Origin of the sequence: Kordiimonas sp., from assembly GCF_965216265.1 — a bacterium.
In the GTDB taxonomy this organism is placed as follows: domain Bacteria; phylum Pseudomonadota; class Alphaproteobacteria; order Sphingomonadales; family Kordiimonadaceae; genus Kordiimonas.
In genome coordinates this window covers 1,438,695-1,459,327 of sequence record NZ_OZ244153.1, presented here as the reverse complement: position 1 = coordinate 1,459,327, position 20,633 = coordinate 1,438,695, and the positions used below count along the sequence as shown (strand labels likewise).

Sequence of the window (20,633 nt, the reverse complement as noted above, 5' to 3'; positions counted from 1 at the left end):
CTTCCAGTTACAGGAAGGTCAAGGCAGGAAATCTCCAGGCGCATTATTTTTTCAGAGGGTCAAAAAAATGCAGAAAGCCTATTGACCTTACCCTTACTAGAAGCTTTAGGCTTCCGGCGAATCCACCGTTGATCAGGAGTTTCGCCCATGTGTGAGCACCACGACCATCATCACCACGCCGGTCACGATGCACCCGTTGTCCATGACCCCGTTTGCGGCATGTCGGTCGACCCGGCTGCAAGCAAGCGCAAGGTCAGCCATGCCGGGCATGACTATTATTTCTGTAGCGATCATTGCAAGGCCAAATTCGAGGCGGAACCAGACACATATACAACAGCCAAAGATCCGGTCTGCGGCATGACTGTCGACCGGGGCACGGCGTCCCATGTTCAAAAGCATGAAGGGGATCGCTATTATTTCTGTTCGAAAAAGTGCGAGCAGAAGTTCGTGGCTGATCCTGCCCAATATCTTGGTGACATGCCGACCCCGGAGCCGATGCCGGAAGGCACGATATATACCTGCCCGATGCATCCCGAAATCCAACAGGTGGGTCCGGGAACCTGCCCCATCTGCGGTATGGCACTAGAGCCCATGGGTGTGCCCGCGGGGGATGAAGGCCCAAACCCGGAGTTGGTCGACTTCAAGCGCCGTTTCTGGTTGGGGGCAATTTTCACGGTACCACTTCTGGTGCTATCCATGGGGCCGTATATCGGCCTTGGTGGCGTTCGTGAGATCTTTGGGGAACGTCTGACGCTGTGGATTGAGTTCGCCCTTGGCACGCCGGTGATCTTGTGGGCCGGGTGGCCTTTCTTTGTTCGTGGGGCCCAATCCTTTGTTACAGGTAACCTCAATATGTTCACCCTGATCGGGATCGGGACCGGCGCAGCCTATCTTTTCAGCGTCGTCGCGGTGTTGGCACCTGGTATCTTCCCTGATGGGTTTCGCGATCCGGAAGGCCATGTGGGAGTCTATTTTGAAGCGGGTGCTGTGATCGTGACCCTCGTGCTGCTTGGACAGGTGATGGAGTTGGGCGCGCGGGAGCGCACCGGTGCTGCCATCAAGGCGCTTCTGGACCTGGCGGCCAAGACCGCCCGGAGAATCCGCGATGATGGCCGGGAGGAAGAGATTTCGCTTGAAGATGTAGCCGTTGGTGATCGCCTTCGTGTGCGGCCCGGCGACAAGATCCCAGTAGACGGCGTTGTGCTCGAAGGTCGGTCGTCGGTCGACGAATCCATGATTTCAGGCGAACCCGTACCTGTTGAGAAGGTGGGAGGCGATACACTCACAGGTGCCACGATCAACGGAACGGGTAGCCTGATCATGAAAGCGGAACGTGTGGGTAAGGACACCATGCTGTCGCAGATTGTCGAGATGGTCGCAAATGCGCAAAGGAGCCGGGCACCAATCCAGAAACTGGCAGACTCTGTTGCGGGCAAGTTTGTGCCGGTGGTAATTCTTATTGCTGTGCTCGCCTTTATCGCCTGGGCTGTTTGGGGGCCAGCACCGGCATTGTCATATGGCTTGGTTGCGGCTGTCGCTGTACTCATCATCGCATGTCCATGTGCGCTCGGATTGGCAACGCCGATGTCGATTATGACAGCTACCGGCCGCGGCGCACAGGCGGGCGTGTTGATCAAAAATGCAGAAGCGCTCGAGCGCTTTGCCAAAGTTGATATCCTGATTGTCGACAAGACCGGGACCCTGACGGTGGGCAAGCCCAAATTGGTGGCTGTGTTGCCGCAGGCGGGGCACAGCGAAGAGGATGTGCTCCGTTTTGCAGCGAGCCTTGAGCGCGGGTCCGAGCATCCGCTGGCAGAAGCCATTGTATCCGGCGCGGAAGAGCGCGGCCTGAAGCTTGTGGCTGCCGACGATTTTGAAGCGGTGACCGGCAAGGGCGTGAAAGGCGTGATCGACGGCACTTCCGTAGCGCTCGGGAACGCCAAACTGCTTGAGGGCATGGGGATTGATGGTGGGGCACTGTCCGATACCGCCAATGCTCGTCGCGATGAGGGCGAAACCGTCATGTTTGTCGTGCTCGATGGTGAAATAGCGGGGCTTGTATCGGTAGCGGACCCGGTGAAGGAAACCACACCAGATGCCCTTAAGGCACTTCACGCAGAAGGACTGACGGTAATCATGGCTACGGGCGACAATGAACGCACTGGCCGGGCCGTCGCCGCAAGGCTCGGGATTGATGATATCCGTGCCGACGTATTGCCGGAAGACAAAGCCCGTATTATTCGGGAACTTCAGGAACAGGGACACCGTGTCGCCATGGCGGGCGACGGTGTCAATGACGCGCCCGCGCTGGCGCAGGCCGATGTGGGAATTGCCATGGGGACCGGTGCTGACGTGGCGATTGAAAGTGCGGGCTTCACCCTTGTGAAAGGGGACCTGACCGGGATTGTCAGGGCGCGGCGGCTGGCTTGCGCCACGATGCGCAATATCAGGCAAAACCTGTTCTTTGCGCTCGTCTATAACGCCGCTGGTGTGCCGATTGCGGCCGGTGTTCTGTATCCCTGGCTGGGTCTCCTGATTTCGCCCATGTTCGCGGCCGCGGCCATGAGCCTGAGTTCTGTGTCGGTGATCAGTAACTCGCTCAGGCTGAAGTCGATCCGGCTCCAGGAGTGAAGTCATGGCACAGCTGACGATTGGAAAACTTGCTGACGCGACCGGCGTTGGCATTGAAACGATACGGTATTATGAGCGATGCCATGTCCTCCCCACGCCTGAGCGCACCAGCGCCGGATATCGGGTATATGGCTCGGAAAATGTCAGGCAGCTTAAGTTCGTGAAGGAGGCGCAGTCTTTAGGTTTTACACTTAAAGAAATAAGGGAGCTCCTGGAACTGTCAGCGAGTCCTGCGGCTGATTGCGCAGCCGTCAACAAGATTGCAAGAGACAAGATTGAACAGATCGACGGCAAGCTGGCTCTTCTGACCAAGATCAAGCAGAATTTGGAAGTGTTGGCAAATTATTGTCCTGGCAATGATCAGCCGCTTCAGGACTGTAGCATAATCAATCATTTGTATGGCGACTAACCAATGCGCGTAAATTTGCTAAAGCTCGTTTCGAGTGGGAACAAACCGTGAAAAAACAACAGGTTCATAAATTTCTTGCTAAAACCCACAAGTGGATCGGCCTGGTCCTCGGCCTTCAGGTCCTTGCCTGGACGGTAGGCGGCGTGGTCATGAGTTGGATCCCGATCGACACTGTTCGCGGCGCTCACAATGTTGAAGAACAGTCCTCTATTGCGTTGATGGAGCTAAATAGCTTTTTGCCAATAGCGGAAATCGCCAAGCGGGTTGAAGGGCCGATCACGCGGGCAACCTACATGACGTTGTTGGAAAGGCCTGTTGTCAGGATAATACAGGCGGCCGAAGTTGTTACGCTCGTGGATGCCCAATCGGGGCATGTCTTGCCGCCGGTTGATGAACGGCTGGCCCGTCGTGTCGCAGAGGCGGATTTTAAGCCCGATGTGTCCATAACGTCGGCGGTACTCGTCGATCAACACACGATCGACTATCGTGGCCCACTTCCAGTTTGGCAGGTACAATTCGCGGACAAGGACACAACGTCAATCTATGTGTCGCCAGTGGAGGGGCGTGTTCTGGCTAGGCGATCAGCCACATGGCGCTTATATGATTTTTTCTGGATGCTACACATCATGGACTATGATGAGCGCGAGAATTTTAACAATCCGCTGATTATGACCTTCGCCTTAAGTGCCGCACTATTCACCCTGTCGGGGCTGGGGCTGGTGTTTTTCCGTTTCTATCGGCGAGATTTCAACTGGCTCCTCGGACGGAGGAAGCGGCTTTAGGTGCTGCCCGGTGGCTGCTGGAAAGGATGCTGGCTTTGGAAAAGACAATGAAGATATCGGATTTTTCGGCCTACTCAGGTGTGCCGAGTGATACTATTCGATACTATGAAAGGCGCGGGCTTCTTCCAGCACCTGCGAGGAAGCCCTCCAACTACAGGATGTACAGCAAAGATGACGCCGCACAGGTTCGTTTCTTGCATGATCTTCAATCCTTGGGGTTGTCGCTTCATCAATTGGTCACTTTGCTTTCTATCTGTGATGAGAAAAAGTCGTTGAGTTTGGATGATGAATCCTTTGTCGATACGATACTTGGAGACCTTGAGGCAAGGCAGGCTTTGTCAGACCGCTTGGAAACAGTGCTGAGAGAGTTGAAGGCTGGTGAGAAGTGCTCGGACGTAGCGTGGAAAATGTTCGGGGAAAGGAATGCTTCTTAGACAGCAACCGACACGCCTGTGTCATTGCTCAAGATGGAGAGTTTAAGATCAGGGAAAGGATCACCAAGATGAAACTCAACGTAATCGCTATGGCAAATGCTGGTGCTGCAACGGCAGCAATCCTATGGACGATCTGCAGCCTGCTTGTATATGTACTGCCGGTTATGATGATGTCGACGACAGGACATATGGTCCATTTGGATATGGGGGCGCACAGCTGGACCCTAACACTCTATGGCTTTACCTTTGGACTTGTAATCTGGACAGCATTTGCCTGGATAACTGGGTGGTTTTTGGGTGCCTTTTACAACAAGTTTGGCGATGACGCTTGATGATGCGCCGCCGGACTTTGAATAGTAAATGAGGAATCTGGAAATGCACGCGGACAATATGGACCAGTGGATGCATAGCCATGATTTTCATGGTGCCGGCGAAAAGGCAGAGAAAAGCACCCGGCGGGTGGTTTGGCTAACAGTTATTATGACGGTGGGAGAAATTGCTGCGGGACTCATGTTCGGCTCAATGGCGCTTCTAGCCGATGGTTGGCACATGGGTGCCCACGCTGCCGCATTAGGGATCACGCTGTTTGCCTACGCGTATGCGCGAAAGCATGCCAGGAGTGAAGCCTTCAGCTTCGGCACTGGCAAGGTCAGCGTGTTGGGCGGCTATTCGAGTGCGATCGTCCTTGGCGTCGTGGCGCTTTTGATGGCACTTGAATCAGTCGAGAGGCTGATCGCGCCGGAGGCCATCCAATTTGACCAGGCGATTGCCGTCGCGGTGTTGGGGCTTGCGATCAATGTCGCCAGCGCCTTCATGCTGGGCGGTAATCATCATGATGGCAGTCACAGCCATGGCCACCATCATGATCATAATCTACGGGCCGCCTACCTGCATGTGCTCGCGGATGCACTCACGTCGGTGTTGGCGATCATCGCGCTTTTTGCTGGCAAGTCACTCGGCTGGGTCTGGATGGATCCAATGACGGGTATTGTGGGCGCGGTCATCATCACGCGCTGGGCCATAGGCCTTGGCAAGGACACGGCGGCGATCCTCCTGGATCGGCATGACGACACCGGCGCACGTGAGAAGATCGTTAGTCTGATTGAGGGCAACGAGGATGACAAGGTGGCGGACCTTCATGTCTGGCGCCTGAACTCGAACCAGCTCTCCGCCATCGTCTCGATTATGACGAACACACCAAAGCATCCAGATCACTATAAGGAGATTATCACTGAAAAGATCGGCATCTGCCACCTGACGGTCGAGGTGTATTAGTGCCGTTAGATTGAGTTGCGTTGGCGACGGGCGTTTCGATTCCAAGGTTATATAGTCAATTTTAATTTCTAGTGGCCAGGAGCTTGGGTCTTCCTCGTTGGTATCAGGAAAGCTCTTGCTCTAGCTGATCAAGCGGGTAGGCTATCGGGAGGAGTGCCGGATGGTGAGCAATAAAACCCAATGGGAAGGAAAGCTCCTGCTTGCGCAAGGGTGGGCGCATTATCATGGGCCCGCGGGCGATACGACTTTCCATGCACATTACCCTGTCCAACTTGTCTTTTCTGAGTCCTGCGAGGCGACGGTGACATTTGATGATCGCCAGATGGTGGGCCGTTTTCTCCTTGTCCCGTCGAATGCAAAGCATATGCTTGCGCCAAGCCAGCGGCCGCTTGATCTGCTTTATATTGAGCCAACCTTACTCGACGGAAGCGAGGGCGAGAGTAGACCCCTTTCGGCGTGGCTGTTAGCGTTGCGGCAGGGCATGTCCACAGTTGACAACCCCAAGATGTTCCGCGCCCTTGAGGCCGTCGACGGCGCGCTTGGCGGCAAGGTCACACTGGATATGGTCGCGCGTGCTGCCGGCATGTCCAAAAGCAGTTTTACGAAACTGTTCCGCGCCATCATCGGTATGCCGCTCCGGCGGTATGTCATGTGGCGGCGTCTGAATGTTGCGGTTTCCGAGATTGGCGCGGGAGCAGATGCAACCCAAGCTGCCCATAAGGCAGGCTTTGCGGATTCTGCTCATTTCTCAAGAACCATGAGGGAGACATTCGGTGTCTCCCCCGCGGATAGTCTTCTTAAAATCAAGATGACGGTCGTGTCACCCTAGTGTTCGTGCTTTTTGGGTTTGTAATCGCGGCTTGAAGAGTGCGTGTGCACCACCTTCCATTCGCCATCAATTTGCCGGAACAGGAATGTCTGTCGCCCGGCCTTGTCGAACTCACGGCCATTTTTACGTACTTTGCCTTTGACGCGCGTGTCGGCAACAGCCCAGGCAAAACCGCCTTCGAAATGGATTTCAATGTCTGAGAAATCCAGGCTTAGAAATTCAAGGGCGTCTTTCTCGGGCTCCACATGGTTGGTAACCAGATCGTCCAGCCCCTCATTCTGGCCGCCGGACTCGATATAGCGCGCCCCTTCAAAATCGAGGAAATGTTTGCGGAACGGCTCTCCGTCGCCATTTTCCCAACCATATTCAATGGCTGCGATAATTTCCTTGATGGCTGTTTCATCCTCCGTGGAGGCAAAAACAGACATAGACCCAAACGCGATGAGTGCTGCGCAGATCAGTGTTTTCATGTAGTTCCTCTCCTTTTTCTTACTACACTGATACTAAAGGCTTTTCATGCTGAATAATAACCTATTCGGCAGCCTGATTTGATGCTGGCGCATTTATATTAGCGGGCGCCCTGAACGGCTGTAGCAGTTGCGCAACATAGGTGGTTGGATAGCTTGGCTCTTTGCCGATTCCGAGGTCGCCTGACGTGAAGTGGCGGTTGGCGTCATAAACGGCTGTTCCCAGTAGCCGGTCCCAGATTGTGGTGAACAAGCCGAAGTTCACATCGCCTTCCACTGGCCATTTTATATGGTGAAACCGGTGCAGGGGTGACAGAGCCAGTAGAAAGCGGAGCGGCCCAATCTTCACATCCACATTGCTGTGCTGCAAGAGCAGCTGGATTGCGATCGCGAAGGCGAGCAGCGCCGCAATGTCAAGGGGGATTCCCGTCAGGATAAGTGGGAAGGTGCCACCAAGCGTTTCGATCGCCTGATGAAGTGGATGTTTCATTAGGCCGTTAAAACCATACATGCGTTTGACGCTGTGATGCACCGCATGGAAGCGCCACAAGGTCGGATAGATGTGGCTCGCGTAGTGCACAAGCGTGATACCGCAGTCGGCAATCAGGATGGCGAGCAAGAGTTGCCCCCACATCGGCCAGGCGGTCGGCCAAACGTCAAATCCGGGCACAACAGCTACAATCAAGGGCAACAATGCAACAGAAGACGCATTGGCTGCTTCATTCACAGTAGCATGCGCCAGATCACGCCATCGGTCGTTACGATCTTCATTCCATTGCTTTTCGTAGGGCACGATGCGCTCCAGGCAAAATGAGACGCCAATTGCAAGAAGCAATAGCGCCAGTAACGAGGCATAGCCAAAGCCATTTGAAACCACAAAAAGCGCTGCGGACAAAAAGCCGCCCAGCATCGATGGCACATAGGCCACCTTGATGAATTCTCTCAATAGAAACATCGAACTCTCTCCTTCGTTCAGGTGAAAAATAGCGATTGATGGTCTGACTAGCTTGAAGAAATGGCCATTTCTTCAAGCGTGATCCGCGACTGTTCACTAAGTTTGCGGCCTAGGAAGCGAAACCAGGAGGTGGCAATGCCGAACATAGCAAAACACGACAGGGACGAAGCCCAGGCCTTTGTTCCAGCCCTTCGCTATAAGTGGGCCACCGGAATCTATGACTGGGTTATCGAATATTTTACACGCGGCGAGGCACTGCGACGTCTGTCGGTCAACGCCACAGCGCCTCAGGCCGGGGAAGCTATCCTTGACCTTGGCTGCGGCACAGGCGGTCTATCCATCGCCGTGGCGAAGGCTGAACCAAAGGCGAATGTCACTGGTTACGATATCGATCCAGATATCCTAGACATAGCACGCAAAAAGATGGGTTCTCGAGCGGAGGCACCTGCGGTCACTTTTCGGGAAGTCAATGTGGCGGAGATCGCTGCACTCCCCCAGACCGACATCGGTCGCTTCGACTGTGTGACCTCAAGTCTCGTGTTCCACCATTTGGCCCCTGATCGAAAGCGGATGGCTCTGCAAGCTGTTCGGGCATTGTTGCGCCCGGACGGCAGGTTTGTTTTGATCGACTGGGGTCCAGGGGCAAATATCCTTCTAAGGGGCGCTTTTTTGTTGGTGCGACTGCTCGACGGGCTGGCGGTAACCCGTGACAATGCCAGAGGAAACTTGCCGGTTATGCTTGAAGGGGCCGGCTTCTCGCAGATTGAGGCGAGACCGATGCTGAACACTATGTTTGGAACAGTATGGTGCTACCACGCAAAGGTGCAGTCTCTCCAAGGAAGTGAGTGACCTACGTTATCGGTGGTTTTGGTCGTACCAAGCTTGGCCTGCCTCCCAACGGTCAACCGGCCCAAGCGGTCCAATAGGGCAGTGATGTTCTTTGGTTGGTTTGCCAGTGACCAAGGAGTAAAGATGGTGGAAAGCCCGCATCTCGCAACCCGGCGTTCCAATCAGGGCAGCGACGACAAAGGCCAGACCGAGGTGGCTGAAGATATAAAGCTCCCAGATGTGGACGGTATGCGCGAGCAAGGGCGTTTCAAACATGTCAGCTTGAATGTAGCCCACCAAGGCCATGCCCGCCAAAGCCGCCGCGCTTACGGCAACGGGCCATTTCTTCCAGGAGCGCGAGAAGCCGATGTTGACCACATAGCTGACCAGTATGAGGCCGATGACGATGCCGTTCCACAGAAGTGGGCGGATGGCACCCTCACTCGTCATCAGATCGCCGCGCACGGCCCACAGCCCAAAGACATAATATAGGCACATAGTCCCGAACAGGAGGCGAACCAGGCGCCCGACCGGGCCGGGCCTTGGCAACGTGCCGCACTCTTCCAGTTTCAGGTCTGTCGTGGCCACCTCGGCTCTCCTCGCTGCTCTTTATACCCTCTCCCGCTCTATCCCGCGCAGCACGACAGGGTGCTGACATCCTTGTCGAAGGTTTGGACGGCAAGCTTCAAGCCTTCCACCCCTGTCAGATAGGGGAATATGGTCTGCCCCAGCTCTTTCGTGGTCATGCCCGCCTTGATCGCCATCACCGCGGTTTGGATGAGTTCCCCGCCCTCTGGGGCCAGAATATGCGCGCCGATCAATCTGTCAGTCGCCTTGTCTGCCACCAGCTTGATCAGCCCGCGTGTGTCGCGGGCCGCCAGATAACGCGGTACATGGTCCAGGGTGATCAGGCTGGTCTTCACATCGATGCCTTGCCCCCTTGCCTGTGCTGCCGTCAGCCCCACGGAGGCGACTTGGGGATCGGTGAAAACCACCTCGGGCATGGCAGCATTATCATAGGGGCGTTCCTCGCCGCCGATAGCATTGAGCGCCGCCAGTTTGGCGCCGTATGCCGCCATATAGACGACCATGTCCCTGCCGGTCACGTCACCAGCGGCATAGATCATGGGGTTGCTGGAGCGCATGGTGATATCAACCTCAATCCCGCCTTTTGCGTTCACGGCGACCCCGGCCTCCCCAAGCCCCAATCCTTCCGTGTTAGGGCGGCGTCCGGCAGCGAGTAGGAGCGTTTCCGCTGCCAATGTGCGCCTGTTACCATCCTGCTGATAGGTGAGCGTGACCGTACCATTCTCCTGGGTGACCGAGTGATAATCAAGCCCGCTAAGAACACGAATACCCTCGTCTTCCAGATACCGTGCCAGATGCTCGCTGATCTCGCCCTCCATACCGGGTAGCAGACGGCTTCGGCAACAGATGGTCACCCTGACGCCCGCACGCGCGAACATCTGGCTCAGCTCGCAGCCAATCACACCGCCGCCGATCACGATCATGGATGCGGGCAGCGTCGCGAGATCGAGTGCGGAGGTGCTGTCGAGATAGGGCACACCGTCGATACCGGGAATGGGCGGCACCGCGTTCGACGAGCCGGTCGCGATAATAATCTTGTCAGGCCTAAAGAGTATACCGTCTACCAACACGCCGTCCGCCGTCAGTCGGGCTTTGCCTTCGACATAGGTCACGCCGGGGTGGGACGGCAGCACGTCGGTATATTTGGCTTGCCTCAGTTCATCCACCAGTTGTTGCTTCTGCGTAACCGTGGCTTGCCAGTTCAACACCGTCGCAGCGGATGAAATGCCATCGAACCGGCTGGCGTGCCGGGCCTGATATAGGGGCTCAACCGCTCGGATCATCGTCTTTGACGGCACACAGCCTACGTTAACACAGGTGCCGCCGATGGTGCCCGTACCCACCAGCGTTACGGCCGCTCCAGCCTCCGCAGCCGTGATGGCAGCCGAGAAACCAGCTGAACCGGCACCAATGACCATCAGGCTCATCTGTTGCCCGGACCCCTTACCGCTGCAACACCTATCTTCGGCCTTGTCGAACGCCATCTCAGGACCCTTGTGTCAGGGTTGCAGGATAGCCGGCATTTGTGGAGGCGGCGGCAATGGCGTCGGTGTCCGCTTTTGACGGGTCGAAGACCACGGTCGCGGTTTTGCTTTCATAGTCCGTATCCACGGAAAGCACACCATCGACCTTTTCCATCGCCTTGCGGACCGTGATCGGGCACATGGCACAGGTCATTTTTTCAATGGTGAAGGAGGCGGTTTTCTGTGCGGTCTGTTCCGCGGCCACCTGTGTGTCGTGGGCATGCGCCCCTGCCGGGATTGCCAGACCAAGGGCGAGGCCGATCAGTGTTGCTTTCAAAAGATGTTTCATGTTGCTTGCTCCGTATCAGATATAGTTGCCAAGGACGGGTGCCCAGACGTCGACCGTCAGCGCCAGCAGAACCAGCGCCGTCGACACCCACAGAATGATTTTGATGATCCGGTCCGACTTGGCGGTTGCGCAGTAACCCTCGTCGCACTGCTTTTTGGGTTTGATATAGACCTGCCAGAAACCGACGCCGAGAAAGACCAGCGTCACCGCCGCAAAATAGTCTTTGTAGGGTTCCAGTACCGTCAGGTTGCCGATCCAGGCGCCGCTGACGCCCAGCATCAGGAAGACAAAGGGCAGGATGCAGCAGGAAGACGCCAGAATTGCACCGATCACGCCAAAGCTCGCGGCCCAGTTTTTCGTTCCATCTGTTTGTTCCATGTCGCTCATAAATATTCTTCATCACAGTTTCGTTGATTTCATCGCCCCGGCTTGCGCCGATGGTCCCATGTCCTGTAGGCTACGCCCTGTAGTAAATACAGGATCAACAGGAAAATGACCGTATCGCAAAAACGTGAATTCACGAGAGGAACGCTCGCGAAAGAGAGCGGGGTTAATCTGGAGACCATTCGTTTCTACGAGAAGATCGGCCTTATGCCCAACCCGCCGCGCACAGCCTCCGGTTATCGCTGTTATTCCACGGATCACCTGAAGCGGCTAAAGTTCATCCGCCGGTCCCGCGGACTTGGCTTCACTAATCAGGAGGTGGCAGGCCTCTTGGAGATGGTGGACGGCACCTACGCCTGCGATGATGTAAAAGACATGGCACTTGCGCATGTGGCGCTGATCAAAAGTAAGGTTGCCGACCTCGCGAAACTACAGGCCGCGCTTGAAAGCATGGCGGCGGAATGCCACGGCGGTGACACGCCCGATTGTGCGATTATAGACCGGTTACTTGACAATTAGAGGCACTCGCTGAGCGCTTCTGCGCTGCGGGTAGAACCGACACTGTAGGCTACACACCCGGCCTCTAGCATTAGCAGGCTGGGCGTGCGGACCGTGTTTTAATGGCGCCACATCAATTCTTCTTGCTAAAAAGACTCCTGGACAAGAAAGCAAGGGAAGCGATCAGGATCGATGCTTGCAGATACAGGCCTTCCTGGTTTGGATAGATCCCCAACCATTCGATTGCATTGAACTGCAACAGGGTTTGCGGGATTGTGCCCGCCTCCTGAAGCGCTGCAATGCCCTTGCCTGCAAAGATGAACGATAGCGCGAGCAACAGAATTCCTGTGCTCGAAAAGAACTGTCGTAGTGGCAACCTCACGCTGAAGCGGATAACCAGCCCGGCCAAGACGGCAAGGATCAAGACCCCGGCACCAAACCCGGCCATGATCCAGTCAGCGCTGTCCCTGGTGGCTTGGGCCCAAAGGGCCTGATAGAAGAGGATGGTTTCAAAGACTTCTCGATATACGGAAATGAAGGTCAGTCCGGTCAGGCCCCATAATGTTCTCCTGTTGAGGACGGCCTGAAGGCTCTTCTGGATGAAGGTCTGCCACCCGGCTGCGCTTGTCTTGCTGTGGAGCCAATAGCCGACAAACAGCAGCATGCCGGAAGCCAGCAGCGCGGCCACACCCTCGGTCACTTCGCGTGTGGCGCCGCTGATTTGGATGAAGCGTTCGGATACCACCCATGTGAGGCCGCCCAGCAAAAGCGCGGCGATCCAGCCTGTATGAAGAAATGGCATTGCTTCGCGCCGTCCGGTTTTTATCAGAAAAGCGGATATTGCCACGACCACCAGTAATGCCTCCAAGCCTTCACGTAACAGGATAACCAGACTGGTGACAAACGCGGCCGTCGCGGACAGCCCTTCGTTATTGTTGAAGGCAGTCTTGGCGCGCTGTAAAAGGGACTGTAATTCCTGGACACGGGACGTGACTTCACCCACTGGAGCTTCGGTGCGGATTGCGCTGCGGAGTTGCATCATCTGTGCTTCTATTTGCCGCATCAATGGAGCGTCGATGGCGGACAGGCTGGCCTCCACAAGCTCGAAACCTTCGAGGTAAGCGGCAAGGGTCGCTGTATACGCGTTCTCTGCGTCTCCATTCTCGTAGCTGTCCAGGCCGGATCGAAGCAAGGCTATTGCCACATCAAGCGGCTGGTCCTTGCGATCAAACAATGCTGTCGGATCGGTTCGCAGGTATGCCATCATCTCTGCGCCGCTGGCCCACTTTTCCGCTGCCTCCTCTGGTGACAGCCCGGCATATCTTTCGATGTCAATCGGGGCTGGGGCATCAGACTGATGCCATATCTGTCTGCCTTTGTGTGCCATGTCACCTACGGCACCAAATTGTCCGACATAGGCGGCGAGATTCCATCGGTCATCCGCTGAAAGGTGCGCATAGGCAGCCATCCCGGTTCCTTCGACCCCGTTCGTGATGGTGTTATACAAGGCGTAGAGCGAACGCTGGCTATAGCGCGCCTCATCCGTGAAGTCGGTTGGCTGCGGGTCCAACTCCTCGGCAAGCTCACCGTCCCCACTGCCGCCAGCGCCGTGGCACGCAGCGCACTCCCTTTGATATAGTAGTTTGCCGCGGCCTATGTCGGGAGCCTGATCCGGAGTGACCTTCAGGCCCGACATCTGAATGATGGTTGCGCGCATCGACTGTGAGAGCGATTTGACCTTTGCCGAAGGCGCTCTTGAAAGGATCAGGCCTTTCAGGTCTTTCGCTTGCTCAAGCAAACCCTGCATTTCTGATGCGGTCGCCATCTTTTGCAATTCGATCTCAATGATGCCGGAAAATTCCACCATTTCTTCGTATTCAAGCTGGTTGACAACAACGCCGTTTGAAACCGCCTCGCTATAGTCCACGCCAACATAGTCAACGAGCTGAACCAGGCGAGCGCTGTCATTCGCATACGCGCCGGTCAAAAAGGTGAACTGCAGGATGAGGATAAAGAGTAAACAATTTTGTCGGGTCATTGTTGGGCTACCAGTTGTTCGAAAAAATGCAATTGAGAATTAATATGAAATATGACAGGGCAATGTACAACCTCATTCTGGGCCTGACGCATTTTCACGTTCGTTCGTGTCGTCTTTGGGCCATGTGCTCTCGACGTAGGAGAGGACAGCCACAATTTCTTCGTCCTTAAGGGTGTCCTCAAAGGCGGGCATATCGCTGTTCAATGTGCCCTTGCCTTCAAGCGCATGAACACCGAATTTGGTCATTATGAAAAGCGATTTATCGGAGTGCCTCCAGGCTTTCCCTGTCGCGTCAAGCGGAGGAGCGCGCGGGCGCTCAAAAGGCTTCTTTTCCTGCCAGCCCGGTTGTCCTTCAAGGTTATCGCCGTGGCAGGCCGCACAGTATTGGCTGTACAGAACTTGACCGCGCTGCACCAAAACCGGGTTTTCCGGATGAAGTGTCATATCCGGGAGGGTCTGCGCCTCATAATAGGACAGCAGGTAGAGTGACGCGGACACAGCCCCAAGCGCTGCCGTGTATTTCAGGATCAAATTTTTCTTTTCGGCTTTCATCCTTTGGAGTTTCCTGTGCTCGGCTTTCATGGTGGGACAGGCCCAAAAGGTGGCCTGGCAACGTGTAGATGGGGGTCATATGTTGCCAGGCCGTGGGGTACAGCCGGATTGTCAATACAGTCTGACTGACTGGCCGTCCGATACCCCTTGGAACCGGCGACAGGACCGCGAGGTTATCCCGCCGCCGGGCTGCCTGCTGAGCACAATTGGCGCAGTGCATCAGCAGGCATGGGCAGAGCTTTAGCTGCCGTCGATCTTGATGGCCTGTTCCACGTCGGTCACATAGATCCAGCCTGCCGTCTTCTGGCCGGTCCGGCCCTGACGGCTGATGATGTCGATAGCATCATCCAGTTGGCCATCGTCGCACACCAGTTCCAGCTTGATCTCGGACACCACCTTGGTGCCCAGATCTACAGAATACTGTTGCTCCTGAGAGCTGAGGGCCTTGAGAAGCCCCAGCACATCGACGACCGAGATATATTTATATCCTGCCTGTTTCAATTCATGAACGACATCCGAAATCCTGTTTCGGTGTATGAAAGCCTTTATCTCTTTCATGATGACACCTCATTTTTTGAAGGAAGGGGTTTTGTCTTGCCGCTCCGGCTTTCCATCCAGTCATAAATAACTGGCAACAGCACAAGGGTGAGCAGGGTCGATGTGATCAACCCGCCCACCACGACGGTCGCGAGCGGCCGCTGTGTCTCTGCACCAACGCCGCTGGAAAGCAGCATCGGTACCAGGCCGAGGATGGCGACACTGGCGGTCATGAGTACGGGCCTGAGCCTGAGCTCCGTCCCCCTTTGCACCGCATCGCGCACGCTCATGCCTTTGGCCCTGAGCTCGTTGATGAAACTCACGAGCACGATGCCGTTGAGCATGGCCACGCCAAACACTGCGATAAAGCCGATGGCTGACGGTACCGACACATATTGACCTGTGACGAATAACCCGATCAGTCCTCCCGCCGTGGCAAACGGCACGTTGGCAATAATCAGCGTGGCAAAGCGCACCGAGTTGAAGGCAGTATAGAGGAGCACAAAGATGAAGAAGATCGTCAACGGTACAATCACCGACAGACGCGCAAGGGCACGTTGCTGGTTTTCAAAAGCGCCGCCCCATTCGACCCAGTAGCCTGGCGGCATATCGACCTTCTCTTCAATCACCCGATTGGCGTCTTGAACGAAGCCATCCACGTCACGTCCGCGCACATCCATCTGGATGACCGCATAGCGCTGTAGCTGCTCGCGCCGAACGAAGCTATAGCCTTCAGCAACACTTACATCGGCCACATCGGCGAGCGATATGATGGCACCCGATGATGTGCGCACCGGTATCCTCTTGATCGCTTCCACAGAGACTTTCGAGGCGTCCTGAAGACGCGCCGTGATGTCAAAGCGTTTGACGCCATCAATCAGGGTACTGACCGGCTCGTTGCCAATACCAGTACGTACGATATCCAGGATATCATCGGCGTTCATGCCGTACCGCGCGAGCGCTGTCCGGTTCACCTGAATGCGCACCTGCGGTTTACCGATGTTTGCTTCAAGCGACAGGTCAGCAACACCAGGAACCAAAGATACGGCTTCCTTGATCTGGGCACTCAGCCGATCAAGCTCGCCCAGGTCTTCACCATAGAGTTTAACCGCAAGCGTGGCCCGCACGCCGGAGATCAGTTCCTCCACCCGCATCTGAATGGGCTGCGTGAAAGCAATGACCGACGTGGGAACAACTTTTTCCAATTTTTCCCGCATGGCATCAGCCAGTTCTTCGATGGACCGGTCGTTACTCCATTCGCCATGTGGTTTGAGTGCGGTATAAATCTCCATATAGTTTACATCCGCGGTTTCACCTTTTTCGGCGCGGCCAATCATAGCTATTGTCGTTTCCACTTCCGGAAACTCGCCAAGCGCCAGCTCAATGTCCTTGGATATCTTAATCGACTGGTCAAGCGAAGTGGACGGAATGGAGGTTACCCGCCACATGATGGACCCTTCCTGCAGTTGCGGCATGAATTCTTTACCGAGAAACGGGAAGAGCGCCAGGCTGCCAAGCAGAAGCGCGACCGCGCCGCTTACAACAGCTTTCCTATGACCAAGGGCCCACGCGAGCAACGGCAGATACCGCCGCTTGATCCAGGCGACGAGGAACGTGTCCTTCTCTTCCTTTGGTTTGAGAATGAGTGCTGCAAGGACAGGTATGATCGTAAGCGTCAATAACAGGGAGCCAGCCATTGCAAAGCTGATATTGAAGGCCATGGGCTTGAAGAGCTTGCCCTCAAGTCCCTCAAGGCTGAAGAGCGGCAGGAACACTACGATGATAATCAGGATTGCGAACGAGATCGGGTTCGCCACCTCGCGCGCAGCTTCAAGCACCGCTGCGGTTCGGTTGACTTCCTCCCCGGCTTCCTTGCGTTCAGCCATAACCCGGAACGAATTTTCAACCATTACGACGGCACCGTCCACCATCATACCGATGCCGATGGCAAGGCCTGCAAGCGACATCAAGTTGGCTGAAAGCCCGGCATTCTCCATGAAGATGAAAGCAATCAACATGGCGAGCGGCAGGGCTGCAATCACAACCAAAGCAGACCGTAATTCTCCAAGAAATAGAAACAGCACGATTGCAACCAGAATAGAGCCCTCAATGAGCGCATTTTCAGCCGTCGAAACGGCTTTCTCCACAAGCTCGGTCCGGTCATAAATCGGCTTGATCACAACCCCGTCCGGCAATGCCTGTTCGGCGATATCCACCTTTTCCTTGACCGCATCGACCACATTCTTGGCGTTCTCTCCGATACGTGAAAGTGCCATGCCGAGTACAACTTCCTTGCCGTCACGAGTGACAGCACCGAAACGGAGCGCCCCGGCTTGTGAGATTGTCGCAATATCCTTCAGGTACACCGGCGTACCGTCGGCCTCCTTGACGACAATGTTGCCGAGGTCCTCTTCGCCGCGTATGAGCCCGAGGCCGCGCACCAGATATTGTTCCGGCCCCTGATCGATGTACTGGCCGCCTACCTGTCGGTTGTTGGCCTCAATCACTTCCATTACGTCCCGGTAACCGAGGTCATATTTGATCAGCTTGAGGGGGTCGATCTGAACCTGATACTGACGTTCCTGGCCACCCCAGGACATAACATCGTCCACACCTGGCGCTGTTCTCAGGATCAGCCGGATTGTCCAGTCCTGCAGGGTACGCAGGTCCATTATTCCGTCAGCACCGGCCAGCTTTTCATCGGCCTGCTCAACCGTGTACCAAAAGACCTGACCAAGACCCGAAGTATTGGGGCCCATCTCCGGAGTGCCGTACCCTTCGGGTATGCGGTCTCCCACTTCCGCTAGCCGCTCCATAACGAGGCGACGGGCAAAATAGATGTCCATGTCGTCTTCAAAATAGACAGCAACATAGGAAAGGCCAAAAAGGCTAACTGAGCGGATTTCCTGCACGCCGGGCAAACCGGCCATGCCGGATTCAACCGGGAAAGTGAGCAGTTGCTCCACATCCTCGGCCGCTAAGCCGGGCGATTCCGTATAGATATTCACTTGGACCGGCGTTACGTCCGGGAAGGCATCGATTGGAACAGTATTGACGGCGCGCCAGCCCATAAAGCCAACGACCATAAACGCGATGATTACCAGAAATTTATACTGGAGCGCGCTTTCTACGAGTTTATTTAACATTGTTACGCTCCTTAGTCGTTGTCACCAATACTGGATTTTAGAATGAGAGACTTGATCAGGAAGGCATTCTCGACGACGATCTCATCGCCGCTAAAGAGACCGGCTTTCACCTCGGTCCAGCCGCCCTTGGAGATTCCGGTATCGAGCGGCATCGGATGTAGCTCGTCGCCTTCGCGCTTGAACACCACTTGTTGGCCTTCGAGAAGGACGATTGCGGAATCCGGCACAGCAACGACCCGATCGGTTTCTCCTGTCTGGATCTCTACATCAGTGAACTGGCCAGCATGAAGGCTGTCTTCTTTGTTGTTCACTTCAATCCGGACAGACAGGGTTCGTGTTGCCTCATCCACACGGTGGTGAACCTGAACCACGGTCCCCGTCATTGAAACGCCGCTCTTTGTGACCCAGGCCTGAGCACCACGCGCGATCAAGGCGGCTTTTTCCGGCGACAGTTGGGCTTCCACCCAAATCCGGCTTTCATCGCTCACTTCGAACAGTATGTTGCCGGGTGCAACAATCTGCCCCACAACGAACGTGTCATGAATGATGGTGCCGTCCTGGTTGGCCAGCAGGTCGAATTCACCGGTGGCAGCAGACACCTCGTTTACCAGCAGATTTTTGACCTGCGCCTCCGACATACCGTAGGCGAGCACCTTGGCCTTTGCTTGCTGTGCCGCTACCTTTGCTTCAAGGAAGCGTTGTTCGGAGACAACATCCCGCCCGAGTTTTTGAACCCTTTGCCATTCCTGATCCGCCAGGATGAGACTGGCTTGTGCTTCGGCCATGTCCACACTGGACAGGGTTACAAGGCGTTGACCTTTCTTGACCGCATCCCCCATACGGGCGTGGCGTGCTACAATCTGAGCTTCGATACGCGGTGTCACCTGCATCGTGGCATATTGATTGACCGTGACTTCCCCGGGTGCGGACAAGGTCTCCTCTAATGAACGCGGTGTGATGCGGGAAGTAACAACACCAGCGTCACGCATCTCTGCGTCAGTCAATGTGATGTTTTCTTCTTCGCTGTGCTCCTCGCCTTTTTCCGCCGTGTGATCATCGCTATGTTCATCTTTTTCATACGCGAATACAGCGTTGTATTGCGGGAATGTGCCGATCGTGAAGGCATCGATTGCGAGCGGTGAAACCAGCGCCAGCAGGGCAAATTTTATTGAGTATTTCATTGAATAGTCTCCAGCCATTCTTCAACCGTTGCACCGGCGTCCTGCCAGTCGAACCAGGCGTTCCAGAGCCGACCTTTCAGCTCGACAGAGGCCTCTTCGGTTGCGAATGTTTGATTAAGTTGGATCAGATAATCGATGGCTCCGATCTGGCGTGCTTCCAGAAGCTTGCCGAGCAGCAACCGCTGCTCCCTAAGCGGTTCAGCGCCCTGATCCTGCCACAGGCTCCATGCTCTGGAGGCGGCCAGATAGCGCTTCAGGCTGGCATCATAACGAGCCCGTATCCGCCGATTTTCGGCATAGAAACTTTGCTGTGCTTCTACAAAGTCGGACCCGGCAGCGTTCACTTCATCGCGGTAGCTATTACGGATCGGGATGGGAATGGAGGCAGAAAGGCCCACAAGGCTACTGTTGCCTTCTTCACCAACCCTGACACCAACCGTGGGATCGGGCATGCGCTCGGACTTCGCGACCCTGATCCGGGCTCTGGCTATCTCGGATTGTGCCTGAGCGAGGCGCAGTTCGGGAAGGTCTTCATAAGCCGTGGTTTCCGGTGCCACGACGGTTTGGAGTGGTGCCCCAGTGAGACGCGGCCAGACTTGTCGGTCTTCGCCGGTTATCGCCACCAAATTTTCTTCTGCCATGGACAAGGCGAGTATTGCTTCATTCTTCGCCGCCCGTGCTTCCGCGAGGGCCAGCCGGGCCGTCAGCAACTCTGCTTGCGGCATCTCGCCAGCTTTTTGGCGGCGGGTAGCAAGATCGAGAAACCTTTCACTCAGGGTCTCGCGCTGTGACACAACTTCCAACAACCTTGAAACCGTTTGATAGTCGGAAAGCGCCTTCAGAATGTCACTTAGCAGGGCTTTTCTAGCGATTTCAAAGCGGGCTTCCGCCGCTTCGACTTCGGCGCGGCCAACACCGCTGCGGGCCTTACGTTTGCCGGACCAGTCTAAGGTTTGCGAAAGACCTACTTCTTTGGTTACTTCAGCGGCATCCTCATAGCCAATCTCGACTTCAGGATTATAAATCGGACGTGATTGGCCCTTGGCCCTGGCACGCGCTGCGGCCAAAGCCGCCTCAGACGCCATCAGGGCTGGATGGTCATGTGTAACCTGTTCAATAAATTCATGGAGGACGGGGCGCTTCTGGCTGTCCGCCCATGCGGCAGGGCCTCTTTGTACTATGCCGGTGCAAAGGCCTATCACCGCGACACCCATAAGGGCAAGTCGCATATGTTTCATGCTTATTCACTCTCAAAATGATTGATACATGCGCGGCCCATCAGACTTT

Annotated in this window: 21 protein-coding genes; 9 read left to right on the top strand and 12 right to left on the bottom strand. The window is 55.5% G+C overall.

Translation table 11 applies throughout. The features are described from left to right. The first annotated feature begins 147 nt into the window (after positions 1 to 147). The 7 genes from ACOOGA_RS06675 to ACOOGA_RS06645 all read left to right on the top strand — a co-directional run bounded on the left by ACOOGA_RS06675 (position 148) and on the right by ACOOGA_RS06645 (position 6,360). On the top strand, positions 148 to 2,631 hold the full coding sequence (locus ACOOGA_RS06675; protein WP_417461192.1) for a heavy metal translocating P-type ATPase: 2,484 nt from the start codon (positions 148 to 150) through the stop codon (positions 2,629 to 2,631). Positions 2,632 to 2,635: 4 nt separating this feature from the next. Next, positions 2,636 to 3,040 carry a heavy metal-responsive transcriptional regulator gene (locus tag ACOOGA_RS06670; RefSeq protein WP_417461191.1) on the top strand — a complete coding sequence of 135 codons (405 nt, stop codon included), beginning with the start codon at positions 2,636 to 2,638 and terminating at the stop codon, positions 3,038 to 3,040. A 47-nt stretch (positions 3,041 to 3,087) separates the two neighbouring features. Next, positions 3,088 to 3,822 (top strand): PepSY domain-containing protein, encoded by a 735-nt coding sequence (locus ACOOGA_RS06665; protein WP_417461190.1) that lies wholly within the window; start codon positions 3,088 to 3,090, stop codon positions 3,820 to 3,822. Between the two features lie 47 nt (positions 3,823 to 3,869). Beyond that, positions 3,870 to 4,256, top strand: coding sequence for a MerR family transcriptional regulator (locus ACOOGA_RS06660; RefSeq protein ID WP_420430031.1), 387 nt, complete (start codon positions 3,870 to 3,872; stop codon positions 4,254 to 4,256). 68 nt (positions 4,257 to 4,324) lie between these two features. Then, entirely contained in the window at positions 4,325 to 4,588 is a 264-nt protein-coding gene (locus ACOOGA_RS06655) for a DUF5676 family membrane protein (RefSeq protein ID WP_417461188.1), read from the top strand. A 43-nt stretch (positions 4,589 to 4,631) separates the two neighbouring features. Next, positions 4,632 to 5,531, top strand: coding sequence for a CDF family Co(II)/Ni(II) efflux transporter DmeF (dmeF, locus tag ACOOGA_RS06650; RefSeq protein WP_417461187.1), 900 nt, complete (start codon positions 4,632 to 4,634; stop codon positions 5,529 to 5,531). A 160-nt stretch (positions 5,532 to 5,691) separates the two neighbouring features. After that, entirely contained in the window at positions 5,692 to 6,360 is a 669-nt protein-coding gene (locus tag ACOOGA_RS06645) for a helix-turn-helix transcriptional regulator (protein ID WP_420430030.1), read from the top strand. Here ACOOGA_RS06645 and ACOOGA_RS06640 read toward each other — a convergent pair. Together ACOOGA_RS06640 and ACOOGA_RS06635 are read right to left on the bottom strand one after the other, a co-directional pair. Next, a complete protein-coding gene (locus tag ACOOGA_RS06640) occupies positions 6,357 to 6,830 on the bottom strand; it encodes a YybH family protein (protein ID WP_417461185.1) in 474 nt (157 codons plus the stop codon). The genes ACOOGA_RS06645 and ACOOGA_RS06640 overlap by 4 nt on opposite strands. A gap of 61 nt (positions 6,831 to 6,891) precedes the next feature. Next, positions 6,892 to 7,782: a sterol desaturase family protein gene (locus ACOOGA_RS06635; protein WP_417461184.1), complete on the bottom strand. Its 891-nt coding sequence runs from the start codon at positions 7,780 to 7,782 to the stop codon at positions 6,892 to 6,894. A 135-nt stretch (positions 7,783 to 7,917) separates the two neighbouring features. Here ACOOGA_RS06635 and ACOOGA_RS06630 point away from each other — a divergent pair, with 135 nt between their 5' ends. Continuing rightward, entirely contained in the window at positions 7,918 to 8,631 is a 714-nt protein-coding gene (locus ACOOGA_RS06630) for a class I SAM-dependent methyltransferase (protein ID WP_417461183.1), read from the top strand. A 6-nt stretch (positions 8,632 to 8,637) separates the two neighbouring features. Here ACOOGA_RS06630 and ACOOGA_RS06625 read toward each other — a convergent pair whose 3' ends face one another. Genes ACOOGA_RS06625 through ACOOGA_RS06610 form a run of 4 tightly spaced genes read right to left on the bottom strand, consistent with a single transcriptional unit; the run spans position 8,638 to position 11,397 of the window. Then, positions 8,638 to 9,198, bottom strand: a complete 561-nt coding sequence (locus tag ACOOGA_RS06625; RefSeq protein ID WP_417461182.1) for a hypothetical protein — start codon at positions 9,196 to 9,198, stop codon at positions 8,638 to 8,640. Positions 9,199 to 9,236: 38 nt separating this feature from the next. Continuing rightward, positions 9,237 to 10,682: a mercury(II) reductase gene (gene merA / locus ACOOGA_RS06620; protein WP_417461181.1), complete on the bottom strand. Its 1,446-nt coding sequence runs from the start codon at positions 10,680 to 10,682 to the stop codon at positions 9,237 to 9,239. Position 10,683: 1 nt separating this feature from the next. After that, positions 10,684 to 11,010: a heavy-metal-associated domain-containing protein gene (locus ACOOGA_RS06615; protein ID WP_417461180.1), complete on the bottom strand. Its 327-nt coding sequence runs from the start codon at positions 11,008 to 11,010 to the stop codon at positions 10,684 to 10,686. Between the two features lie 15 nt (positions 11,011 to 11,025). Continuing rightward, on the bottom strand, positions 11,026 to 11,397 hold the full coding sequence (locus ACOOGA_RS06610; RefSeq protein ID WP_417461179.1) for a mercuric transporter MerT family protein: 372 nt from the start codon (positions 11,395 to 11,397) through the stop codon (positions 11,026 to 11,028). Positions 11,398 to 11,502: 105 nt separating this feature from the next. Here ACOOGA_RS06610 and ACOOGA_RS06605 point away from each other — a divergent pair, with 105 nt between their 5' ends. Further along, positions 11,503 to 11,913, top strand: coding sequence for a MerR family transcriptional regulator (locus tag ACOOGA_RS06605; protein WP_417461178.1), 411 nt, complete (start codon positions 11,503 to 11,505; stop codon positions 11,911 to 11,913). 112 nt (positions 11,914 to 12,025) lie between these two features. On the opposite strand, the gene ACOOGA_RS06600 is transcribed toward ACOOGA_RS06605, so the two are convergent. The 6 genes from ACOOGA_RS06600 to ACOOGA_RS06575 form a co-directional block, all read right to left on the bottom strand. After that, a complete protein-coding gene (locus ACOOGA_RS06600; protein WP_420430029.1) occupies positions 12,026 to 13,930 on the bottom strand; it encodes an FTR1 family protein in 1,905 nt (634 codons plus the stop codon). Between the two features lie 72 nt (positions 13,931 to 14,002). After that, positions 14,003 to 14,482, bottom strand: coding sequence for a c-type cytochrome (locus ACOOGA_RS06595; protein WP_417461176.1), 480 nt, complete (start codon positions 14,480 to 14,482; stop codon positions 14,003 to 14,005). Between the two features lie 240 nt (positions 14,483 to 14,722). Continuing rightward, the gene (locus ACOOGA_RS06590) at positions 14,723 to 15,040 is read right to left on the bottom strand and encodes a P-II family nitrogen regulator (RefSeq protein WP_417461175.1); all 318 of its coding nucleotides are present in this window, start codon (positions 15,038 to 15,040) and stop codon (positions 14,723 to 14,725) included. After that, positions 15,037 to 18,165, bottom strand: coding sequence for an efflux RND transporter permease subunit (locus tag ACOOGA_RS06585; RefSeq protein ID WP_417461174.1), 3,129 nt, complete (start codon positions 18,163 to 18,165; stop codon positions 15,037 to 15,039). Before ACOOGA_RS06585 ends, ACOOGA_RS06590 begins: the two co-directional genes overlap by 4 nt. An 11-nt stretch (positions 18,166 to 18,176) precedes the next feature. Beyond that, complete coding sequence (locus ACOOGA_RS06580; protein WP_420430028.1) at positions 18,177 to 19,346, bottom strand: efflux RND transporter periplasmic adaptor subunit; 1,170 nt, start codon at positions 19,344 to 19,346, stop codon at positions 18,177 to 18,179. Beyond that, positions 19,343 to 20,584, bottom strand: a complete 1,242-nt coding sequence (locus ACOOGA_RS06575) for a TolC family protein (RefSeq protein WP_420430027.1) — start codon at positions 20,582 to 20,584, stop codon at positions 19,343 to 19,345. Before ACOOGA_RS06575 ends, ACOOGA_RS06580 begins: the two co-directional genes overlap by 4 nt. Between the last annotated feature and the right edge of the window lie 49 nt (positions 20,585 to 20,633).

Excerpts from the sequence above, each read along its gene's own strand:
- ACOOGA_RS06675 (WP_417461192.1), top strand. The coding sequence starts at position 148 with ATGTGTGAGCACCACGACCATCATCACCACGCCGGTCACGATGCACCC.
- ACOOGA_RS06670 (WP_417461191.1), top strand. The coding sequence starts at position 2,636 with ATGGCACAGCTGACGATTGGAAAACTTGCTGACGCGACCGGCGTTGGC.
- ACOOGA_RS06660 (WP_420430031.1), top strand. The coding sequence starts at position 3,870 with ATGAAGATATCGGATTTTTCGGCCTACTCAGGTGTGCCGAGTGATACT.
- ACOOGA_RS06655 (WP_417461188.1), top strand. The coding sequence starts at position 4,325 with ATGAAACTCAACGTAATCGCTATGGCAAATGCTGGTGCTGCAACGGCA.
- dmeF (WP_417461187.1), top strand. The coding sequence starts at position 4,632 with ATGCACGCGGACAATATGGACCAGTGGATGCATAGCCATGATTTTCAT.
- ACOOGA_RS06645 (WP_420430030.1), top strand. The coding sequence starts at position 5,692 with ATGGTGAGCAATAAAACCCAATGGGAAGGAAAGCTCCTGCTTGCGCAA.
- ACOOGA_RS06640 (WP_417461185.1), bottom strand. The coding sequence starts at position 6,830 with ATGAAAACACTGATCTGCGCAGCACTCATCGCGTTTGGGTCTATGTCT.
- ACOOGA_RS06635 (WP_417461184.1), bottom strand. The coding sequence starts at position 7,782 with ATGTTTCTATTGAGAGAATTCATCAAGGTGGCCTATGTGCCATCGATG.
- ACOOGA_RS06630 (WP_417461183.1), top strand. The coding sequence starts at position 7,918 with ATGCCGAACATAGCAAAACACGACAGGGACGAAGCCCAGGCCTTTGTT.
- merA (WP_417461181.1), bottom strand. The coding sequence starts at position 10,682 with ATGGCGTTCGACAAGGCCGAAGATAGGTGTTGCAGCGGTAAGGGGTCC.
- ACOOGA_RS06615 (WP_417461180.1), bottom strand. The coding sequence starts at position 11,010 with ATGAAACATCTTTTGAAAGCAACACTGATCGGCCTCGCCCTTGGTCTG.
- ACOOGA_RS06610 (WP_417461179.1), bottom strand. The coding sequence starts at position 11,397 with ATGAGCGACATGGAACAAACAGATGGAACGAAAAACTGGGCCGCGAGC.
- ACOOGA_RS06605 (WP_417461178.1), top strand. The coding sequence starts at position 11,503 with ATGACCGTATCGCAAAAACGTGAATTCACGAGAGGAACGCTCGCGAAA.
- ACOOGA_RS06600 (WP_420430029.1), bottom strand. The coding sequence starts at position 13,930 with ATGACCCGACAAAATTGTTTACTCTTTATCCTCATCCTGCAGTTCACC.
- ACOOGA_RS06595 (WP_417461176.1), bottom strand. The coding sequence starts at position 14,482 with ATGAAAGCCGAAAAGAAAAATTTGATCCTGAAATACACGGCAGCGCTT.
- ACOOGA_RS06590 (WP_417461175.1), bottom strand. The coding sequence starts at position 15,040 with ATGAAAGAGATAAAGGCTTTCATACACCGAAACAGGATTTCGGATGTC.
- ACOOGA_RS06585 (WP_417461174.1), bottom strand. The coding sequence starts at position 18,165 with ATGTTAAATAAACTCGTAGAAAGCGCGCTCCAGTATAAATTTCTGGTA.
- ACOOGA_RS06580 (WP_420430028.1), bottom strand. The coding sequence starts at position 19,346 with ATGAAATACTCAATAAAATTTGCCCTGCTGGCGCTGGTTTCACCGCTC.
- ACOOGA_RS06575 (WP_420430027.1), bottom strand. The coding sequence starts at position 20,584 with ATGAAACATATGCGACTTGCCCTTATGGGTGTCGCGGTGATAGGCCTT.